This is a genomic window from Prevotella sp. oral taxon 313 (genome assembly GCF_003043935.1).
GTDB classification, from domain to species: Bacteria; Bacteroidota; Bacteroidia; order Bacteroidales; family Bacteroidaceae; genus Prevotella; species Prevotella jejuni.
The window spans coordinates 160,105-180,872 of the sequence record NZ_PYXE01000002.1 but is presented as its reverse complement, the minus strand read 5'-3'; the positions used below and the strand labels follow the sequence as shown (position 1 = coordinate 180,872).

The following is a 20,768-nucleotide window of genomic DNA, read 5'->3' as shown; positions in this document are numbered from 1 at the left end:
CTTACAAATATGAGATATTCAAAAGATATGCTATTGGAGTCCAATTCAGGATTTATGATGCCGTTCGAATTGGATGAAAACAACTCTGTTCCCGTTATTTTGGACTATGGGCAGCAAACACATCCAAACACTGGAGAGATGTTCTTTCATAGAGGTATTGACTTTGCACTTTCTGAAAAGCCTCTTTTTGGGATAGCTACAGGTACAGTCAAAGGTTCTGGGGAAGAAGGACTTCATGACAAGTTTATTATTGTTTCATATGGTAATTACGAAGTAGAGTATGGCCATCTTTCTGAGTGTTATGTAAGTTATGGAGATACGGTAAAGGCAAGCCAACACATTGCTTCTAGTGGTCCATTTCTTCATATAGGTGTTCGCTTTCAAGGTAAGGATATGAATCCATTTGAGTTTCTTGATATGATATATTCAAATATCAAGCATTTATCTACTTGTAAGAAGACTCGTACACCTTTTATGGATGATTTTGGTGTAATAGTGCCATCTTCCTATGATAATGAAATGGAAGAAATAGAAAAAATGATGGCCAGATGGTTGCCTAGCTATTATAATGAGATTAATAACAAGAGCTATATATCATCAAATCGTGTTTCTAGAGCTTTACAAGAACTGCTTTCGCAGGCAGCAGAAGAGAATCTTTATTATGAAGTATGTCCTACTGTTAGTAACCCTCTTGGTCTAAGTAAAAAAGGTGTAAATGTTGCATCTAAAATACTCGATCTATTAATTGAAGATTTTCTTGCATTTGTTGTTCTTCGTTTTAACGTGTATCCAGAAACATGGAGCAAAGACAGATGTAATGAGTTTTCTAACGCCTTAGTAAAGGATGGCCTTATTGTAGATCCCTTATCCGATGTTCAGCCTGATATACGTAGCTATGATATAAAGCGTGTTGCAAGCATCTATTTTGATACATCGGGAAGTAGAGTATGGACAAAGGCATGGTTTAATGGAAGTGAGAAGGGGGAAAATGCCATTGAAATAAATCGTGATATGGCTATAAAGTTCAACAAGAATGAGATTAGTCGAGATGTTTGGCTTTCAAGATTCTTTCCTAAGCAGATGCAGAATGTGAGGAAAGCTGTTTCAGAGGCAAAAATGCAGGTGTTTGGTATAAAACAGTAGGATATGGGTAATTTGAACAAAAAAGATCAGACTATTGCAGAACTTGAATATTGTTTTAATCAATATTTTGGCAAACATATAGCTCCAGTTTATGAGCAAGGACTGAAATATGTTAAGCAGCAAGCAGACAATGAAGTTTCTGACTATATAAAACAAAATCACACCAAGAGCGTAGCTAATCCTATGGATGACGCTGCAGCATATTTGGGTGAGTCTGTATGGGTGCGTACAACAGGATATTGGAATAACATAAATTTCTCAGCTTTCTCTACTGTGGTTGGGAAAAAGTTTGCTAACAACTATAAATTATGGGATGACCTCGACCTGTTAACAGCCAAATACAGAGAAGCTTTTATTAAGAAAATGGGTGCTGCTAAATATAAAAGTCTTTCTGAAGAATATGGCCAGTTTAATGGAGTACCAGACGTAGCTATGAATTATGTTCTTGCTAAGCTCCATGATTTAACAGTTAGAAAATTCTCTAGGGATAATATGCCTAAGAATAATATGGATTATGTATGGAAGAAGGGATTTGAGGATAGTCTTATTAAAGGTTTCTATAATCTAGCAGCTAATCCTCAATCTGAGTTTCTTTCTGAAATCCGTCATCGTGGTGTTGAGAATTACAAGGCAAATACAGCTGTAAAATTGGGTGCGAGAACTGTTTCTTCACTTATTGATGCTCCATTATTTGCAGCTACTGGAGGATATGGGACAGCTGTAGCAGCAACTAAGACAACAGCTGTGGATGTTGGAGTACGCACTGCTTTTGAGGAGGGTTTCATTGAGAAAACTATTTCTGCTTTACGTCCTGGTAAACCAGGATTTGCTCTTATCTCTCCTTTGGGTGCTGCTATCTTACCTCGGTTATTTCCTAGCTTGTCAAAAGATGAAACTACAGATAATCTAACCTCAATAGAGGCTATTAGTGTTGATATTGCCGGCAACAAGAATTATCTTGATAATTTAAATAAGCAGAGTAAGAAATTTAGAAGTAATTCTAGTCAGAATATTTACTCTATAAACAATAGTCTGAGAAACAAGGTATCTGTTTCATTCAATAACTCTATCTCACAAGCGACGTTTTTTAAGCTCTTAAATAGATGGAAAGATAATGCTACTGTAGCTCGTGAAGCAACACGCAAGACATTAAATATGTATGACATAGGGTATCGAAGTACGGCTGCGGTACCAGCGTGGATGAGCAAGATTTCTGAGAAAGATTGTATTCGTTATGGAGCTCGATTTCTATCTTATGCTGTTCGCATGCACAATCAAGGAATTGATAAATTAAAGATAGGCAGCCATACTTTTTCATTGAACCAGATAGCACAACGTGCTTTTGATTATGTCAATGCAGCAGAGAAGAAGCAACAGCTTCGTAAGGAACATTCAATCTCTGTAAAGCCTTCAACTGTATCAGACAATAAACGAATACAGAAACAAAATATATCTTTCAACTACAAAGCATTTCGTGATCATCGTGAATATGATATGCTAAGTATCATAGGAAATAGAGTTGATACGACTCGTAAGGTTCCGTCTTGGATGAATAACATCAAAAAGCAGGAATGTTTGCGCTTAGGGAATTACTTTTATCATAAAGCAATTACAGCTATCCAACACAAAGCAAATGGTGCAACTGTCAATGGAAAATGGATATCAAATACTAACCTCATGCAACGTGCAATGGATTACTACAATGCAGCAGCTTCCAAGGATATTCATTCTCGCACACAGAAAGCAAATAGTCGCACTCTGCAGCATTTTGTTTCCACGATAGAGAAACCAGAGGAGAGGCATGTATCATCTATAAAAAACAACATGCAACATACATCTCATTTAGGAAAAATAGAAAAAAATAATAATGTTGCAAATAATCGTTTTTCATCAAGTCAGAAGCCTACGCATCAATTAGCATCTTCTCCTAATAACGAAACATCTCAACAATATAAAACAAAGATGGAAAAACCTGTAAATTATTATAAAGAGACACCTTCAAATCAACCAGTTCAGCCACCTTTAGCAGGAAGAAGTGTGTCTGGCTGGGAAGGTGTTCTTTCTCAAAATAATTCAGGCAGTTTTTCTGACGTGACGGCAAATCTTGGATATGTCATAGCTATGCTTCCAGACATGCTAATAAACATGTTTACTGGCAAGAATCAGAATTTCCGCTTCGAGAATAACCTCCTTCCTATAGCATCAATCTTTGGGGGGATGTTTGTTAAAAACCCATTTATTAAAATGTTAATGGTTGGATTAGGAGGAGCAAGTTTAGTCAATTCTGCAGGAAATGAACTTCTTAGCTATGATAATCCAGATAAAAACAAGGTGTATAGGAATTATCCAGATGAGCCTTTAGATTCAAGGCTCTCTGACCCTGCCGTTAAAGGTTCTTCTCTTTTCGTCGATATTGATAATACTCCTATGGTTATTAATATCAGTAAGAACGCTGCTATAGCTTATAGGGATGGGTATTTACCTTTGAATACACTCGCTAATAAGGTTCTAAAGATATATAATCAGCAGATGCAAGCTGCTGAAACAAACTACAATATTAATGAAACAGCGGAGAAAGACATGGAGCGCCAGGTTGCTCTTCGCTAACTGAGGTCGTGAGATCTTTTTTTTTTAATGTTCAAAGTGAGCCACTATGCAAGAAGTCCAGCATAGTGGCTTTTACATTTCACAGGTAGATTTATTTAGTATATAATGTTATAAAACTATAATATTATATCAAAATAAAGTTATTGGTAATATGATTTTATAATTTTATTGTACCTTTGTAGAAAGAGTAAATAAAATGTGGAAAGAAAAGTCTAATCCCTCCATCTTGAAAGAGATAGGAAAGAGAATACAAAGAGAAAGGTTACGCCAAGACATCACTCAGGCCTGCTTAGCTGAATCATCAGGAGTAAGTTTGATAGTAGTCCAACGTATCGAGAAAGGTATGTCAATATCCCTTCAGAACCTTCTGGGGATCCTCCGTGCTTTGAATATGTTAGAGGGGTTGGAACAACTTTTCCCAGAACCCCCTATAAGTCCCATCTTACTTAAAAAACTTTCTGGTAAGACACGTAAGCGTGCTTCAAAAAATATATATAAATGAAAGATTTAGTTGTTACAATTTCGTTATATGGAAGGACAGTTGGCTATGCCTCTTGGGATAATAACAGAGGCTCTGCATCCTTTGAATTTGAACCAAAGTTTATTAATTCTGGTCTTAATGTTTCTCCCTTAATAATGCCGTTAGCAAAGTCCAAAGGTAGAGTATATAATTTCCCAGAAAACATCAATAATTGTTTTGGTGGCCTACCTGGCATGCTCTCTGATTCATTACCAGATAAATATGGGTCAGAAAAGATCGATGCTTATTTTGCTTCAAAAGGATTACTAACCTCTGATGTAACACCTTTAGATAGACTGTGTTATATCGGTAAGCGTGGAATGGGTGCATTGGAATTCGAGCCATCTAATAGTTATAAAGACCTAGAAGAGTCAAGTGCTCTCGATATACAAGCTATTGTAGATGTAGCAAAAGAGATATTCCAAAGCAGAGAGATGTTTAAGGACTTACTTAATCAAAAAGATAAACGAATTATCGACATTCTAAAGGTTGGGACATCGGCTGGAGGTGCAAAGCCAAAAGCTATTATAGCTTATAATGATGAAACGAATGAAGTTAGATCTGGTCAGGTGAAAGCACCAGAAGGATTTGGATACTGGCTTTTAAAATTTGATGGTGGTGAGTTTCTTGAACATAACCAAATTTGCGAAAATCCTAAAGGAATAGGGCAGATAGAGTATGCTTATTATAAGATGGCTAAGGCAGCTGGTATAGATATGAATGAGTGTCGCTTATTAGAGGAAGGAGATAGTCATCATTTTATGACACGACGCTTCGATCGAACAATGACTGGAGAGAAAATACACATGCAAACACTTGCTGCTATTGCACATTATAATCGGGATGAGAGACACTCCTACGAACAGCTGTTCGAAGTCATGAGAAAATTAGACCTTCCTTATACTGACTACAAAGAAATGTTTCGCCGAATGGTATTCAATGTTGCAGCAAGAAATCATGATGATCATACTAAAAATCATTCTTTCTTAATGGATAGAAATGGTAAATGGTCTTTAGCCCCAGCATATGACCTATGTTATTCTTACAATAAAAATGGGAAGTTTACAAAGTACCACCAGATGTTTCTCAATGGCAAACAGGACAATTTCACATATAATGATTTAAAAAATGTGGCAGACAACATTGGTATTAAATTTTCTGAGAATATTATAAATGAAGTGATGGATGTTACTGCAGAATGGAAATTATTTGCTAAAGAGGCAGGCGTAAGAAGGGAATACTCAGAAGAAATTAATGATAATATTTTGTCACTAAAATCTTCTCCTGGTATTTCCAAGGGTATTAGAAGATGATATATACATAACAATAATATAAAATTATACTATTATGTGGTTTCTTATTAGGTTGTAATATAAAAATATAATATTAGAAGGTGGTTATATTGTATTATATGGGGACTGAACATATAAGACTTCAAAATGTACGAATTTCATCTTGTTTCCTTAATTTGTATCTATAATGATACCGAATAAGCAGATTAATTTTGTAAATAGCTTCATAACAAGGATTTACATAGAGTGTTACAGACCCCAACGGAATCACCTCTTGAAAAAGTACCTATAACACTGGTTTTTAGGTACTTTTTCTTTTTCAACTCCCCAGCCGTTACGCTATTCGGGAATAAAAAAAACGCTTATTTCGTCCAAATTTGGACCGCTAAGCAAGTTTTTTCTATTCGTTTTAAGAATTAAGTATAATGGCAACAATCAAACTCGCAGTGCTCAAGCACACAAAATCAAAAGATGGTTCATACAAGATTCGTATTTCCATTGGTCACCGATCCGAAACTCATTACATCGTTACACCTTATTCTGTTAACGCTCTTTCAGAGTTCGATAACGGAATAGTGGTAAGAGTTCCTAACGCACATGAAATTAATATTAAGCTCCGTAATCTCCTTAATGACTATGAAGAGAGATTAGAGCGTATTAACTCTCCAGAAGATTATACCTGCAAGGAACTTCGGGACCTTCTAAAGTCGATGCGTACTCATTCCTCAAAGGTTACATTTAAGCAAGTATCAGAACAATATCAGAAGGAACTCATCGAGGACGGACGTGGCTCTTATGCTGGCATGCTTCAAAACTCGTTGAGGCTCTTCTTTGAATTTACAGGAGGCTATGTATTTCTTTCTGAAATTAGTACTATTACTATATCAGAGTTCGAACGTTGGTTAAAACGAAAAGGGGTGTCACAAACATACATCAGTATGACCCTTTCAATGACCCGCACAATCGTTAATCGTGCCATAAGAATGCAACTCGTAACCTATAGCGTACACCCCTTTACATATTGGAAACGACCAGCAGACCCAGAACGTGAGCTTGATATATCAGTAGAAGACGTGCGAGCTATTAGAGACGCACAACCACGATTAAAGAAACAGAGGATTGCTCGTGACATCTTCATGCTCTCCTATTATCTCGGAGGCATCAACCTTATAGACCTTCTCGAGATAGATTTTCGTGGTGTATCTGTTCTTGAATATACTCGGCATAAGTCACGCAATATGAAACTATCCGATAAACGTATTTCTTTCACTCTCCAGCCAGAGGCAAAGGAATTAATTAGCAAATGGATGAATCGTAATACTGGCAGGCTTGATTTCGGTTATAAATTCTCTTATAAGAATTTTCTCGCCTATGTCACTCGCTCAATAAAGAGCCTTGCCAAGGATATCGATATACAAGATTACCGAAAGGTATGCTATTATACAGCACGTAAATCATTTGTTCAGCATGGTTTCGACCTCGGTATTAGCCTCGAAGTATTAGAGTATTGTATCGGGCAATCTGTAAAGAACAACCGACCGATATTTAACTACTTAAAGATAATGAGAAAGCATGCCGACGTTGCTTTCCGTCAAATACTCGATAATCTTGCAAGTATATAAGTTACCACAGAAAAGAATTGGACGCCGTAAAAACGAAAACTGATAAAAATAAGATGGTGCGATACTCTTCCTGTATCACACCATCTATTTTGTATCATCTTCTCCATCGAATGTATACGAAGCCTAATATCCAAAGCACTAAACACACTACAAATATCATCAATGGTAGCGACTTTTCTTTTTCTATTTTAGTCTTCCGTGCAGGCTGTTTGATATATATACTATCTCGTGCAGCTTTCACATATACTACCTTCTTCAAAGTGTCTGTACGTACTCTCCAACGGTCTACAACTCTCTCACGGATGACAAATACCGTATCTGTTCCATTGATAGTATCGTGCTTCGTCTGAATAGTCGTTGTTTCTCGCTCTGAGACGCTATCCTTTATCAGCCTTATAACTATACTATCTCTTGTTTTATAGACGCTGTCATGTACAATTTGTGTCTGTACGAGTTTCGTTGCTCTACAGCCTACAAGTAAGCACGCTATCACCACTATAGAGAATACTCCTATTAACTTCTTCATTAGAAACTCACCTCCTTTCCATTGCTATACACGAGCGAACCATACTTAATGCCGTCCAGCCTTCGCAACCATCCTCGTAGGAATTTCTTTTGTTTAGGCTGATTCTGTACGAACTTCTGAAGGTACTCCCGCCTTCTATCTTTCAGCCACGCAAAGAACTCTTTTGGGTCTTGCTTGTTCAGTGCTGCAATAGTCTTCGGACCTACCACACCATCAGCAAGTACACCCAGCTTCGCCTGTGGTATCTTTATTCCGTATACTCCTGAAGCCCATACCCAGTCGACCAAGCAGTTAGCGATTGACTGGTCTTTAATGGCATCAGCTTGCCACTTATTCCAGAAGTTTTTACGCATAATCATCTTAGCGTCATCAAGGGTTATAGCCTTCAAGTCCTCAACGTCGATATCTCCGTCTCTATCCTTGTCGTACCCTTGCATCTTCCAAGTACCTATCGTAACACCATACTTCGTCGCTCCTCCTCTATCTACAGGATCGTTACCGTAAACGCCTTCATAACTGAAAATGAAAGGTGCTAATACATCTAATTTTGCCATACTCTTTTATCTCCTATTCTTTTGTTAACTTCGCAACCGCTGCCATACCTGCAGGAATACCGATTAAATACGGATAAATATCCTGCCACCATTGAGGCTCAACGGCGTTACCGGCTACCAATGCGACATGAATAGCAAGTGCAACACCGCTAAAGATAGAGCTTACATAGATAATTCTCTTGAAAAAGAAAGGTGTCGTTGCTTTCCATCTTTCTTTTAATGATTTTAGACGCTTCAAAAGTCACCTCCTTTCTGCATTCCCGGTCTGTCCATTTTTACATCGTTAAGGTGCGTAACCTTAACATTAATCTCGTCGAGCTTTTCCTTAATATCCTTCATATCATCCTGCGATTTCCTGTTATTCTCATTATATAACAGATGGTCGTTATTAACCTGCACTTCCAAGATAGATATGCGAGAATTAAGCTGTACCCACGCTCCGACAAACGCTACTACCACGGTTCCTAATACACCTAAAAGTGTATTCCTTATTCCTCTATCCATAGTCTTCATGTCATTAATATTACTGCCAGTATCATTCCAGCAAATGCACCTGTTCCGTCTGCGAGCAAGTCCTTCATATCGAACTGCTCGCCATCGCAAAAATCCCATGTCTCCTTGACGATACCAGCAATGACTGCTACCAGTGCTCCAATCATCACGGCAAGCCAGATATTATGGTGAAATACCACCATGTCAAGCCGTGTTGCTATGAGCACAAAAAACACACAAACAACGAAGTGTAGAACCTTATCTACATCTTTCGCTAACCATTCAAATAACTTTCTCATTCCCATAACGATATAATTAATATAATATATGCTGTCGCCTCTGCCCAGAATGTTATATCACTTCTCTTTTTTTTCTTTAGCAACCCAGAGAGTATATAAACTACGACAGGCATCCAGCCGAACAAAAGAATAGGGTTGATAATACCTACTATGATTTGAGCTACTATGCAAAAACCGAAACCTCCAATATTATGTAATGTCGTTGCTTCCGTACGAAAATAAGGTGACGCTGCAACAGCCCATAATCCTAACATACAGATAAAACCGAGGAACTTCCATACCTCTGGCAACTTTTCAAATAGAACTGGAGATAATAATAGCATCTCCACTCCAAAGAACGTTGTAAACATCCAAGATGGTAGGATATAGGAAATCGACGAAACAGAAACTAATGCTTTTCCACTCTTCAATCTCGCTAACGCTGCGTATACTACAGCTATCATTACGGCAATCGATAAAATTATACTACTCATTGTACACGAATTTTTCCCAGTTAATACTATCTTTTTCCTCCCATCCTTCTTGTAAGCATTTCTGTACGAAAGCCATTGCACCAGAATAGAATGCCATAAATTCTTCGAGAGTTTCAAAAACTTCATATTCGGCATTATCTACCGTTCCCAGTTTTAACTTTACAGGTAACGTTTTTCCCTTTGTCTGTACGGCTAAATCAAAAGCAGCCTTATAGTTGAATTGATTTTCCATCGAAAGCCATACCTGCTTATCATTATATCGATATCCAGATAATATCTTCAAGTCGACAGCATCGTTAATGATAGCTGTTATCTCATCCTTCAACTCTTCCAGCGTTGGCTTATAGCGGTATTGTTTACGATAATTATATCCGTTATCGCCGTCAGTGCCGTATCCGAAACGTGCCTCATACTTATTCCTCCCTATTTTATAAAGCCCGTCCTGACGCTCTTTTGCGCCGTATACTTTTTCAAAATTCATAACCTCTTATCATTAAGTGAACATATAACGAACCTTGCCTCTATCATAAGTCTCCGATTTTATAACCGTTTCAAAAGGTAGTTCTCCCATCGATTGTATTTTCTCCAGATACCACAGCTGTTGTTTGTCAGCCGTGAAATATTTACCCATTTCCCCATCATCATACTGGAAAGAAACTACTGTCCTCGGACCATTCTCCGTTGTTACATCTTTCTCAAAGTCTACTACTCGGATATGGATATTAGTAAGAGTACGTAGGCTAACCTGCTTACCTCCGAACCTCTTTTTACCATCCTCTGCTACATATTGTAGCCCAAGCTCTTTAAACGTCTTCATATATCTACCAGTTAATTGTTTGTATAGGTTGCAGCAATCACCCCATTTTGCCATACCTTTGAAAGATCCGATTATTTCCCTTCTCCTTTTCCGGCTTTTTACTTTGGATAGTTTTCTTGCAGCCTTTTGTTTTGTTCTCTTCCTTAATCTCGAATGGGTACAATAGTTTATATAACCGAGGAAATCTAATCCAACCCTCGTAGGTCTTACAGCCTCATCTGGTTTAATCTTCAAACCCAGCTTCGCCGCTTCTTTGTGGATGATAGTACACCATTTCCAAAGCCTCCTTTTGCTGTTAGAAAGTAAAACGATGTCATCACAATACCTATAGTAATATCTTACATGCTCATTTTCTTTCATTCTATGATCAAGCCTACTTAACAGAATGTTCCCAAAACACTGTGAGGAACGTAAACCAATAGATAAGCCAGAAGGCATGAGATTTATAAAGCTATCTAATATCGGTAATAATTGTTTGTCTTTTATGTACCTTCTTACTACCTTCTTCATTTGCTTTTGGTCAATGCTCTGGTAGAACTTCTTAATATCACATTTATAGTAATATTTCGTCCCTTCAAAGTCATGCCCTATATCACTTCTTACTTTTCTAAACAGCTTATGCATTCCTCTTCCTTTTATGCTCGCTGCTGAGGTGTTAATAGTAGTCGGATAGACATACTTTTCAACGACTCTCATAATGGCATTACAACCTATTCTATCAACGACCGTAGGAGATTGTATGAGCCTTTTCTTCGGTCCATCTTGTACCCAAAATTCTTCATAATTCTCTACATGAAAAGTACCATCTCTAATCCTTTCTGTCAGAACCTCAAGAATACTGGAACGTTTCTTTTCGTAGTGCTCCTTTCTTTTCGGTTTCAACCCTCCGACAACCTCATCAAAAGCATTGCCCATATTTGTAGCATCTATTATCTGAGGTATTATATTTCCATATCTTTTCATAATGATTATTTTCCTTCGTTTCGCAATCGTTAAGGTTTTCCGTTATCGTACTCATCTATCATAGATTGCACCCTTTGATGTTTCGGTTTTCCAGTTTCCTGCTATTACCGAGGCTCCGTTCCCTCATCCTCTGCTTTCCTCCAATTCATAGAAGTATGCCGTAGAGATGATTATATCTTTAGATTGCAAGACGGGCACCAACGTTCGTATTCGAATTCGTAGAAGCGTCATACGCATTCGCATAAACGAGACCTCCATTCGCATTCGCATTGTTACAAGCACGCAACACACACCGCCTAAAGGAACTTCCGCCTTTCTTTGGTCAGTCTGGAGATGGCGCACCACCTCCAGACCTCCTCGCTTTTCGTTTTACTCTTCGCTATCGATTTCGCTTTCGTTTTCCATCACTCCGTCGAAGGCAAGACGGGCACCAACGTACGTATACGAAACCGTAGAAGCGTCATACGCACTCGCATAAACGAGACCTCCACTCGCACTCGCACTGTAACAAGCACGCAACACACACCGCCCCTTTGCATGTGAATATGCTTGTTGTGCAGCATATCCTGTTGAGAAAGCATTTCTATCTGTAGAGAATGATGAGGCTATCACATCACAGAACCTGCCGTGCTTTAGTCGAGTGATATTAAAGCCAGAGCTATTAATACCTTGCACAACTCTTTCCGCCTTTGCCTTCTCATCATAGATATGCCATTTAGCATCAGTAGGCATCGTGTTATCGTTATCTGGTTTCTTTGCAGCCTTCCAAGCAGCAAATGAAGATACGTTTACACCGACATTATCCATGACCTCCCACATACAAGCGATGAACCCTTCAAGCCCCCATACTTTATTTGGCATATTATTAGCGTTCCCATATACCGTATCGGCTTTTCCTATAGCGTCCTGTCTTCCTGTAGTATAGTCAGAACCACATCCGAAACCATATATCCTCTGATCATCTCTGTTACCATAGTAGCATTTCGATAATATTGCCATAATCTTTGATTGCTCATAGCTTATCGAATGATAACCTTTTCCACGTTGTCTGCACAAGTTAAGAAGGTCTTGATACGTGTAGTTAAGTGCCCCTAAAGGCATATTGGTAGGGTTTCCTTCTATATCGTATAACCATTCATCAGAGGTCTTCCCTGTACCATTACCTCTTCTTGTTTGCTTACCGCTCACAGAACGAATTAAGCCTAAATCGTCTATAGTTCCTCCGTAGATACCTATAAGTTCCGCTTTATGCTCAACCCATCCTGGTTCGATTGCTTCAATATCTTCACTATCTACAGATAATACGATATGGTCTTCGTCGTTTAACCCACGTAGACAAGTGAAGTATAGATACTTAGCACCAGAAGGAACGGAATTATAAATATAGTCTCCGTTCTCATTCTTAAAATCGAGTGGACTACCAGAGATACCAGTAATTGCAAGTACATGCTTTTCTACAATTCTCTCGTTACCATCAACGAATACTGCACAATATGTAGCGTTATTCAAACCAATATATCGAGCCTGCTTCATGCCTTCTACATCAAGCCTGTATGTCGCACATGAAGACAGATCGCCCAGACATTCATCGTTAAATTGTACCCCTACATTCGCCTTTGAGCTTATAACACCTTTCGCATCAGCATATAGGCACTCGCTTAATAGCGGCTGGCTCTTTTTAGTGAATGTTGTCTCTGGCTCTTCTCTGTTAGAGCTTAATAGGGTATGTTTCTCCTGCGATTTGAAGTCGTTAATACCCTTATACCAGAAGTGCGGAATAAACATGAAGCAATCATACTGTTCACCGAGTGAATCCTTATTGTCAAAAGCACTGCCATCAGCAAACTTTGTATAGTCACTCTCACTAATCTTAGTGAGGTGCATCTTTCCGTTTGCTTTGTTGAATTTTCCCTTTACGGGCACACTCTTCTTTCTTATCTTTAGTATGTGACCACTTGCTACATAGTCTTTACTGAAATCATAACCAGTAGAATTATCCACATTCGTTATATTTTCCGTATCTTCTACATTGTCAAATTCTTTGTAATCGCTATAAGCCTGCTGCTTAATAGATAGTAATGGTAGCGAAGTCCTCCATCCTTCTAACGTCGTATCATCAGTGTACCTCGTCAAACGATAGATACCCGATAATACAGGCTGTGCGCTTACAGACAACGTGGCATCAATTCCTTGTAGGTTAAGGCTCTTCAACTTCTCCAGCTCGTTTCCATCTCCAGATGTCTTTATGCCTGTAATTCTTACGTATTTTAACGATGTATTAGTAGCGCCTACACACTTCATCATTAATGCCCACTGGTCTATCTTCTCACATCCTTCTACTACCAATGTCTCAATACTACCAGAATTTTCTAATACTATACCTGTATTAGTTAATTTTGGCAGATAGCGTAAAACGAGCTTCTTATAAGTTGCCGGTACTTCCAATCTTTCAATATTACCAGCCTCGGCGACATTTATCTTTGTCAGCTGTGACCCAGTAGCCTGTACCCTCTTCAAACGTGGGCAATAACGAGCATCGATAGTTGTAATAGCGGTGTTACGCACATCTAATACCTCCAAGAACGGGAGGTTACCGAGCGCAAGATTGGTAAGATACCCCTCGTTGTTATTTTGCAGTTTATAATTAGCTCCACCGATAACCAGCTCCTTTACCAAAGTAAGTGCGGAAATATCCCACGAAGCAGGGGACGGTGTACAGCCGCTTATATCCAACATCTCCAGCTTATCTGCTCCGAACACATATAACATCGTACCGCTACCTGTATTAGTCATTCCTGATTGTAGCGTATAAGTCTGACCGGCTTTCAAATAACAGCTATCTGTCGCAACGTTTGCACGGTCTACACCGATACCAAAATAACCATCTTTAGCTGCTCTTATCTTCACGCTTACCAGTTTACCAGTAGCACGCATAGATACTACAGAGCTATATAGGTCGCCTGTCTGATAAAATCCATCTCGGAATAAGAACCTTGTTTTGATAAAGTCTTTCAATCTCTGAATAGATAGACCATGTAAAGCGTAGAAGTAATTAGCCGTAGCCTTGCTATGCTCAATATACTTACGCTCCCCGTCAAACGAGCTAACCACCTTCGGCCACTTCATCAGTCGGTCGGTAATCCAATACTTTACAAGACCAGCATACGAGAATGGTACAAGTCCATCCTTAGTCGTTAACTTACGCATTTCCTGTGCTACAGAACGCATCGTAATAGTATTCTGCCCCTTATCATCGAGCCAGAACCCATCGTTACCTACAGCAGCATTCTGGACGAATAGCACGCTATCATGTCCTTGATATACTCCTGCCTCATCGTTATTCGGGTCAAGCAGTGCCGGAATAGTTAATCCGCAGTCATTATCACTACCGAGAATGGTATCACCATCGTAAAGGTGGTTAAGATACATTCTTACGATACCATCTCTGTCGAGATAAAAGCCTACCATCATATTCTTGCTTCTCTGGTCTACAGCAGCGAGATAGTCGGTAAATATATGATAGCAAAGAACCGAATACACATTAGCTACTGTATGTAGCTCCTGCTTCCATTTCTTTAATCGATTTGCCTTAGTGCCAGTAACATTATTACCACCTAAAGAAATAGTACCATCATTCTCTGTCAAATGTTGGTTACAATCTTGACAAAAACGCAACCATCTATACAGCTGATACGGAACTTTCTTTCCCTTCTTGTACAGAGAATTAAGATCGTCGTTATCTGGGTATCGACTTTCAAAATATTGCATCCAGATAGGTTTGCCTTCTGTGTCAAGCGTTAGCATATCATCTACGCTATTCACACCTTGAAACCAGTCTAAAGCGTCATATTTCAATAGTTCGTAATTCTCTACAGGGTTAACAACATCGCCAGTTATGACCCACTTAGAGCCGTTATACAACATCGTACCTGTAGTTTCTCTCCATCCTCCGTTCTCTTGCTTATGGAACACTTTGTATTTTGGTCCGCAGAACTCGCTTACAACAACGACATCGAAAGTCTTCGTTTTCTTTTCATCAGAATAGAATACCCACTGGTTTTTGTCCTGTCCGTTCAAAAAGACTTCTAAAGATTGATTCTTTCCCGCTACAAGCTCGTAAAAGTCTCCATAGTTAAGACATTCCTTGTTATATCCTGCAACGCCTTCAAAGCCGTAAATCTTAGCGTCTCCTTTATCCTCGTTCCAGTTTCCTTTCGCATGGAAATATCCATAACTTGGCGAAGTCGCATCTGGGCTAAATCTGTCTGTACGGAAAAATGCGCAAGGAATAGAACAGATAGAGCTGTTAATAGTATACTTAGTAGTACCATTAAAAGCCATCTGTGCAGGTGTAATATAATTCGCTCCAAGTTCTCTTTGTATATCGTTATACAGATTTGTCGAAGCACCATTATTCGCACCTCCGCTCTCCGAGTAGTCAACCTTCACCGTAACAATATTAGTAGGCAAAGAAGTGTCGAGAATTTGTATTTTACCTTTCGCCGCATTTGTAAGACATTCGTTATACTTTTCCAACTCCTTACCGCTAAATTCATCTGCGGTGTGGAGTAGGGTAATGACTGCCGTCTTAAACTTCATCTTAATGTTCTTTATCGGTCTCTTAGACGAGGTTGTTCCCTGGTTCGTCGTAGGAACTCCAATAGCTTTGAAGTCTTGCCATGGACGGTCTGGGAAATAAGCATATACATCGTATGTCCTCTTAGTCTTCTTATCTCCATCCAAGCCCTCCAGATATTCTGGATAATTATCCTTTGCTTCATTATCTGCTGTGTCTTTATTCTTGCAAAGAACAAAGTAAGGTATACCGATATCATACAGCTTTTTCGCCAGCGGTCTATTCTTCGTCGTATTCTCCGCTGTAACAGAACCCATTACATCGTTGAATCCGTACTCTGTTATCATCGCATCGGTATCTACCATAGTAAGAAGGTAGTTGTTAAACTCCTGTTCAAAACCAAAGTAGGTTCTCCAAGCCTTGATATTATACAGATACAAGTCTCCTTGAGTTCCATCGAATATCACCTCTGCATTATGAGCAATCAAAGAACCTGCCGTATAATAACATGCTCCTACTTCTTCGCCATCAAAGTACATCTTTGCTACACCGATACCAGTATAAGGCGCAACTGTAGCAGGCTCGATAATTATAGCTACATTAGTCCTCTCATTATCATCGAGAGCAGCTGTAATCGTATGTGCTACCGTCTTCCCGTCATCAAAGGTAAATACCACATTCTTTCCGTCAACCCAGAAACCAAATCCATTCTTTACGCACGAAATCAACTTTGCATCATCTTCTGCTATATTCTTCTTCATCAGAGTGAACTGAACCGCCATTCCATTCTGCTCTGTAGCAGCATCGTTAAAGGGGCTATAATGGAGCTTTCCTGTAGCATTTTCTGCAATTCTTAAAGCCATATTACCCTCTGCTACAATCGTACCGAAATTATCCGATACAAAGCCATTCGTAGACCAGTTAACACCTTCTACGTCTAATCCTACACCTGCATCACTGATAGTATGATCCGACTCTGTATTAGAACGGCTTGAGAAATCAAGACTAAACTGTCTTTGTGTCTTTACCTCCTCAATAGCTAACATAGTTCCGAGAATACGAAAATTCGCTCTCTGGCTTGCTACTTCTCCGCTCTCAACTACAACACCGAGTGTAACGCTTCCATCTATCTTTGCATCGGTTACCTTCTTTGTGAAGGTGTATGTCTGTGAACGATAAGATACACGCTGAGCCTCTTTCTCTTCGCCGATAAATACTTCTGCTGTTGGTGCGGTATTCTGACCATCATATACAGCATAATCGACTGATATAGTCTCGTAGAGCTTCTTTACGCCTTCTTCTCCTTCACTATACCATCGTGTCGCTACTATAGGTGTTTTATTCCCTTCTTCGACTACCATAATAGCTGTGTGAAGGTAATTTCCAATAACTCCAGTACCGACAGCACCATTTTCTCGACTGCCTATATCTTCTCCATGTATTCGAATTGGGTATGCTCCATGTGTAAGAGTTTCGCCACCACCCAAGACGTTAATCGGGTTGAAACTTACAGGATGTGAGTAGGTATCTAATACCGTTGCTTCTCCAAGTTTCTGCCATCTTCCAGAAAGATATATCTCCGTAGTTACTAATATACCCTTATCGCTCGCATTGTTAGCGAACTTATACATTTGTAAGGACTTTACACCGCCACCAACATTTAGTACCGTATTAGTGGTGTAATTAAGTGTCTGAACGCTTTCTATCGTTACGTCTACCGCATTAACATTGGTGTTCTTGCTCCCAGAATGTTCGCTATCGTCATAAGCTACAAGTTGGAAACGTCTTGCACCAGCCTTAGTAAAGTATGAACTTACATCAATCTGAAAGTCGAACGTCTCACCATCTGCACTCGAAGACTTATTCACATTCAAAGTCTCCAATACTTGCTTTGTATCTCTATCGATAAGCTCTAATCTTTCGATATTATTTGTTACCTCCTTGGTCCCCTGCATCTGTACCGACCTAATAGAGGCTTCCATGACTACAGAACCGCCTGCCTTAACATACATAGGAGACTTTTTGAAGAGGATAGATACTACCGTTCCTCCACCTCCTCCAGAACCAGTGCCTACTGCAAATGAAACCTCGTCGCCTAATCCGTCACCATCTGCATTTGTCATTTGCATTTTTACAACACCTTTTTCTTCGGTGTTTACCTTTAATGTAGTCGGTATCAGCGCATGAGCCCCACCAGTAGAAAAGGCGTCTTTTCCATTAGCTTCCGTCTTATCCTTTATCTTCTGTACTCCACCTCCTGCGCCAAAGTCTTTCCACAAAGCAATCTCGGAAAAATCGTTCAGTTCGCCCTGAAATTGCTTCGTCTCCATCTTATTAGCTGATACACTATAGCTAATAATAAGACCTTTCTTCGCATACGTTACTCCTGTTTTTTCTTGGCAATAGAGCAAAGAGGCAAGAGCCGTTTCCAAAGTATAGAAGTCTCCGACCTTGTTTTGCTTTGGCAGGCTATCGATAATAACCATTGTCTCGCTACCAGCTGCGAGGCTTCCAAAGTCCTTCCAATTTTCAATGTTTACCCAGTTATTCTCTGTAACCGTCTTTCCGATATACTGAAAAGTCTTCCAAGTACCTGCGCTTAGTTCAAACGAAAGAATAAGACCTGATAAAGCCTTCTTTGCTCTCCAAGCAGCATGTACTGCACTGATACTCTGATTGTCAGTATCACACAGCACATAATATCCGCTGATAGGAACCTCGTTTGTCGCATTAAAGATACTTGCTGGCACATCATTCTTTAGGCTTTTGTCTTCCAGCTTCTTAACACGGACGTTTATTGCATCAAGAAGAGATGTAAGGGTGCTATCATCCTTTACTCCTCCAAGAAACGCAATGACCTCGTTAAAGCTCTCTATCGCTTGGCTTGTATTCTTACCTGTCAAGGTTTCTATTTGCCCCTGCAAGGCTGTTATAAGCCCCTGCAGAGCCTCATCCTTGGTACTTCTATTCGTACTTTCATCCTGCAATCCCTTCTGGAGATTAGCAAGGGTATTCTGCAAAGAAGTAATACTTTCGTCCCTTGCTCCATCTGCACCTTTATTGCTATTAACACTATCCAACAGCTGTGCGATAAGGTCTGCTGCGTCCTGCAAAGCACCTCCCACACGTCCTGCGGTGTTCTCTCCAACTGCGGTGGCATTTGCCACCAAGTTAGCCTTTGTTCTTAAATCATTTATTGTTGCCATTACTCACCGATTGAATGAATCCTTACTCTTGTTCCTCTTATAGGCTTTACGTTATCTCCTTCTACACACTTCAAGTATGCCAGGCATGAACCCAGATACTTCTCTGCCACCTCCATTGCATCATTGTACATTCTCACCCTGTTTTTATCATCCTCTCTGGACGCATAACTATCGTTGTGCTGCATTAAACCAGTTCTGGTGAGCAATCCTCCATCTGACATCACCATCTTAGCGTAGACGAAATAAGAAAGGGCTAATCGTATGCCTGAACATTTCCTTAATGTCCCCTCCTTATCTTCATATTCTCCGCCTTCAAGAAGTATGTTTTTTACATCTTGCGTATTTTCTTGCAAAGCCTTGAAACGTACCAGACCAATAGCCGGAATAATATATATATCTTCGCATTCGCGAATAAACGTGTTAACTTCTCCATCATCAATATGTTTTGACGTCGGTCGAGCAAGTTCCTTAAAGCTCTCAACCGTTATTAAATGCTCATTCTCCATTAGATTTATCGTTTTTGTCAGCAGAGATATATTTTAACGGTTTGATAGAGAAATCCTGCGGTATCATCTTATCATACCAGTTAGCGAATAGCATCGTAAAGGCTCTTTCGATAAATCTCTGTTCGTTCGTTACCTCTCCTGCATAGTATTCATACGCATCACGCATAACATCACCAGAAAAACCCAACTTACCGATACGAATAGAATAGAATAATTCCTGGTGAAACTGCGAATAAATTCTTTCTACTACACTCTCATCAGTTACTGTAAACTCCTTATCAAAGTTTCGTGCTGGGAACTGAACGACCTTCGGCTCGTCTTCTCCATTCTCGAGTTCAACCACCATAATTTTTGAGCCCCTCGTATCTCCTTGGAACTGCCTCAAGTCCTCATCAGAAATCATCTTTTGCTCGACTTCCTTTCCGTTTTCATCAACATTCGGCAATCCCTTCTTCGTTACCAACATGCAGGCTACGAGAAAATTATTACGGACATTTCGGTATTTGATATTTCCCAACCCTTCATCGGTCGAAATCTCCGTAATAACAGCATCATAGATAGGCGTTGGATATTGATATTTCCCATCGATAGATAACCATAACACTTGCCCTTTATAATTATCTATTCCTCCGCAATCTTCTATCTGTCTCATCACTACCAGCGGATCGGGGTTAAATACAGGAAAACGAGTTATATTCTTATCGATGACCATCTGCTTTTGCCCGTTCTTAGTTTTCTCTCCCTTCCAGTCAATATGCGTAAGGATATGAGCAACTACACCAGCATCGTCTGTTTCCTCTAATCTACATTGCTCAAAGGGCAGGTAGTTAACCTCCGTTACCTGCCCCAGAACATTGTAATTAATATGAAGAGCGAGCCCACCAAAGCGTGTGAGGTCTCCCGCTACACTTTTCAGAAGGTCATCCATAGTTACACCATCTCGATTTATTTTCCATTCAGAGAAAGCCTCGTTGTTAAATCCGTAACCTTCTACAAATTTCTCATAACGAGATAAGCATAACTTTGCGGTACCAGACGCATTGGTAATATCCACAATATTCTGTGGATAAAGATTATCACTACCATAGCGTTGCATCTTAAAGCGTAGCTCGTAATTTACCTCTACACGCTTCTGTGGTTTCTTTGCTGTCTTTACATTCATTTTCGCTCTT

At 39.5% G+C, this 20,768-nt stretch carries 16 protein-coding genes; 5 read left to right on the top strand and 11 right to left on the bottom strand.

Annotated elements, in window-relative coordinates:
- Positions 1–9: 9 nt before the first annotated feature.
- The 5 genes from AXF23_RS14950 to AXF23_RS14930 all read left to right on the top strand — a co-directional run bounded on the left by AXF23_RS14950 (position 10) and on the right by AXF23_RS14930 (position 7,184).
- Positions 10–1,143 carry a M23 family metallopeptidase gene (locus AXF23_RS14950; protein ID WP_158267707.1) on the top strand — a complete coding sequence of 378 codons (1,134 nt, stop codon included), beginning with the start codon at positions 10–12 and terminating at the stop codon, positions 1,141–1,143.
- 3 nt (positions 1,144–1,146) lie between these two features.
- Positions 1,147–3,750 carry a hypothetical protein gene (locus tag AXF23_RS14945; protein WP_107626035.1) on the top strand — a complete coding sequence of 868 codons (2,604 nt, stop codon included), beginning with the start codon at positions 1,147–1,149 and terminating at the stop codon, positions 3,748–3,750.
- A 196-nt stretch (positions 3,751–3,946) separates the two neighbouring features.
- Positions 3,947–4,252, top strand: a complete 306-nt coding sequence (locus AXF23_RS14940; RefSeq protein WP_107626034.1) for a helix-turn-helix domain-containing protein — start codon at positions 3,947–3,949, stop codon at positions 4,250–4,252.
- Positions 4,249–5,583: a type II toxin-antitoxin system HipA family toxin gene (locus AXF23_RS14935; RefSeq protein ID WP_107626033.1), complete on the top strand. Its 1,335-nt coding sequence runs from the start codon at positions 4,249–4,251 to the stop codon at positions 5,581–5,583. Before AXF23_RS14940 ends, AXF23_RS14935 begins: the two co-directional genes overlap by 4 nt.
- A 404-nt stretch (positions 5,584–5,987) precedes the next feature.
- Complete coding sequence (locus AXF23_RS14930) at positions 5,988–7,184, top strand: site-specific integrase (RefSeq protein WP_107626032.1); 1,197 nt, start codon at positions 5,988–5,990, stop codon at positions 7,182–7,184.
- 94 nt (positions 7,185–7,278) lie between these two features.
- On the opposite strand, the gene AXF23_RS14925 is transcribed toward AXF23_RS14930, so the two are convergent.
- The 11 genes from AXF23_RS14925 to AXF23_RS14875 form a co-directional block, all read right to left on the bottom strand.
- A complete protein-coding gene (locus AXF23_RS14925) occupies positions 7,279–7,710 on the bottom strand; it encodes a hypothetical protein (protein ID WP_107626031.1) in 432 nt (143 codons plus the stop codon).
- Positions 7,710–8,264 carry a glycoside hydrolase family 108 protein gene (locus AXF23_RS14920; protein ID WP_107626030.1) on the bottom strand — a complete coding sequence of 185 codons (555 nt, stop codon included), beginning with the start codon at positions 8,262–8,264 and terminating at the stop codon, positions 7,710–7,712. Before AXF23_RS14920 ends, AXF23_RS14925 begins: the two co-directional genes overlap by 1 nt.
- 13 nt (positions 8,265–8,277) lie before the next feature.
- Entirely contained in the window at positions 8,278–8,502 is a 225-nt protein-coding gene (locus tag AXF23_RS14915) for a LysR family transcriptional regulator (RefSeq protein ID WP_107626029.1), read from the bottom strand.
- Entirely contained in the window at positions 8,499–8,768 is a 270-nt protein-coding gene (locus tag AXF23_RS14910) for a MerR family transcriptional regulator (RefSeq protein WP_107626177.1), read from the bottom strand. Before AXF23_RS14910 ends, AXF23_RS14915 begins: the two co-directional genes overlap by 4 nt.
- Before the next feature lie 5 nt (positions 8,769–8,773).
- Complete coding sequence (locus AXF23_RS14905) at positions 8,774–9,055, bottom strand: VanZ family protein (protein ID WP_146156761.1); 282 nt, start codon at positions 9,053–9,055, stop codon at positions 8,774–8,776.
- Positions 9,052–9,528 carry a hypothetical protein gene (locus tag AXF23_RS14900; protein ID WP_107626027.1) on the bottom strand — a complete coding sequence of 159 codons (477 nt, stop codon included), beginning with the start codon at positions 9,526–9,528 and terminating at the stop codon, positions 9,052–9,054. Before AXF23_RS14900 ends, AXF23_RS14905 begins: the two co-directional genes overlap by 4 nt.
- Positions 9,521–10,009 carry a DUF4376 domain-containing protein gene (locus tag AXF23_RS14895; RefSeq protein ID WP_107626026.1) on the bottom strand — a complete coding sequence of 163 codons (489 nt, stop codon included), beginning with the start codon at positions 10,007–10,009 and terminating at the stop codon, positions 9,521–9,523. The genes AXF23_RS14900 and AXF23_RS14895 overlap by 8 nt, the downstream gene beginning before the upstream one ends.
- A 12-nt stretch (positions 10,010–10,021) precedes the next feature.
- Positions 10,022–11,308, bottom strand: a complete 1,287-nt coding sequence (locus AXF23_RS14890) for an RNA-directed DNA polymerase (protein WP_107626025.1) — start codon at positions 11,306–11,308, stop codon at positions 10,022–10,024.
- 369 nt (positions 11,309–11,677) lie between these two features.
- Positions 11,678–19,090 (bottom strand): leucine-rich repeat domain-containing protein, encoded by a 7,413-nt coding sequence (locus tag AXF23_RS14885; RefSeq protein WP_107626024.1) that lies wholly within the window; start codon positions 19,088–19,090, stop codon positions 11,678–11,680.
- A complete protein-coding gene (locus AXF23_RS14880; RefSeq protein WP_107626023.1) occupies positions 19,090–19,596 on the bottom strand; it encodes a DUF6712 family protein in 507 nt (168 codons plus the stop codon). The genes AXF23_RS14885 and AXF23_RS14880 overlap by 1 nt, the downstream gene beginning before the upstream one ends.
- Positions 19,586–20,758: a hypothetical protein gene (locus AXF23_RS14875; RefSeq protein ID WP_107626022.1), complete on the bottom strand. Its 1,173-nt coding sequence runs from the start codon at positions 20,756–20,758 to the stop codon at positions 19,586–19,588. Before AXF23_RS14875 ends, AXF23_RS14880 begins: the two co-directional genes overlap by 11 nt.
- Positions 20,759–20,768: the final 10 nt, after the last annotated feature.

Excerpts from the sequence above, each read along its gene's own strand:
- AXF23_RS14950 (WP_158267707.1), top strand. The coding sequence starts at position 10 with ATGAGATATTCAAAAGATATGCTATTGGAGTCCAATTCAGGATTTATG.
- AXF23_RS14945 (WP_107626035.1), top strand. The coding sequence starts at position 1,147 with ATGGGTAATTTGAACAAAAAAGATCAGACTATTGCAGAACTTGAATAT.
- AXF23_RS14940 (WP_107626034.1), top strand. The coding sequence starts at position 3,947 with ATGTGGAAAGAAAAGTCTAATCCCTCCATCTTGAAAGAGATAGGAAAG.
- AXF23_RS14935 (WP_107626033.1), top strand. The coding sequence starts at position 4,249 with ATGAAAGATTTAGTTGTTACAATTTCGTTATATGGAAGGACAGTTGGC.
- AXF23_RS14930 (WP_107626032.1), top strand. The coding sequence starts at position 5,988 with ATGGCAACAATCAAACTCGCAGTGCTCAAGCACACAAAATCAAAAGAT.
- AXF23_RS14925 (WP_107626031.1), bottom strand. The coding sequence starts at position 7,710 with ATGAAGAAGTTAATAGGAGTATTCTCTATAGTGGTGATAGCGTGCTTA.
- AXF23_RS14920 (WP_107626030.1), bottom strand. The coding sequence starts at position 8,264 with ATGGCAAAATTAGATGTATTAGCACCTTTCATTTTCAGTTATGAAGGC.
- AXF23_RS14910 (WP_107626177.1), bottom strand. The coding sequence starts at position 8,768 with ATGGATAGAGGAATAAGGAATACACTTTTAGGTGTATTAGGAACCGTG.
- AXF23_RS14905 (WP_146156761.1), bottom strand. The coding sequence starts at position 9,055 with ATGAGAAAGTTATTTGAATGGTTAGCGAAAGATGTAGATAAGGTTCTA.
- AXF23_RS14900 (WP_107626027.1), bottom strand. The coding sequence starts at position 9,528 with ATGAGTAGTATAATTTTATCGATTGCCGTAATGATAGCTGTAGTATAC.
- AXF23_RS14895 (WP_107626026.1), bottom strand. The coding sequence starts at position 10,009 with ATGAATTTTGAAAAAGTATACGGCGCAAAAGAGCGTCAGGACGGGCTT.
- AXF23_RS14890 (WP_107626025.1), bottom strand. The coding sequence starts at position 11,308 with ATGAAAAGATATGGAAATATAATACCTCAGATAATAGATGCTACAAAT.
- AXF23_RS14885 (WP_107626024.1), bottom strand. The coding sequence starts at position 19,090 with ATGGCAACAATAAATGATTTAAGAACAAAGGCTAACTTGGTGGCAAAT.
- AXF23_RS14880 (WP_107626023.1), bottom strand. The coding sequence starts at position 19,596 with ATGGAGAATGAGCATTTAATAACGGTTGAGAGCTTTAAGGAACTTGCT.
- AXF23_RS14875 (WP_107626022.1), bottom strand. The coding sequence starts at position 20,758 with ATGAATGTAAAGACAGCAAAGAAACCACAGAAGCGTGTAGAGGTAAAT.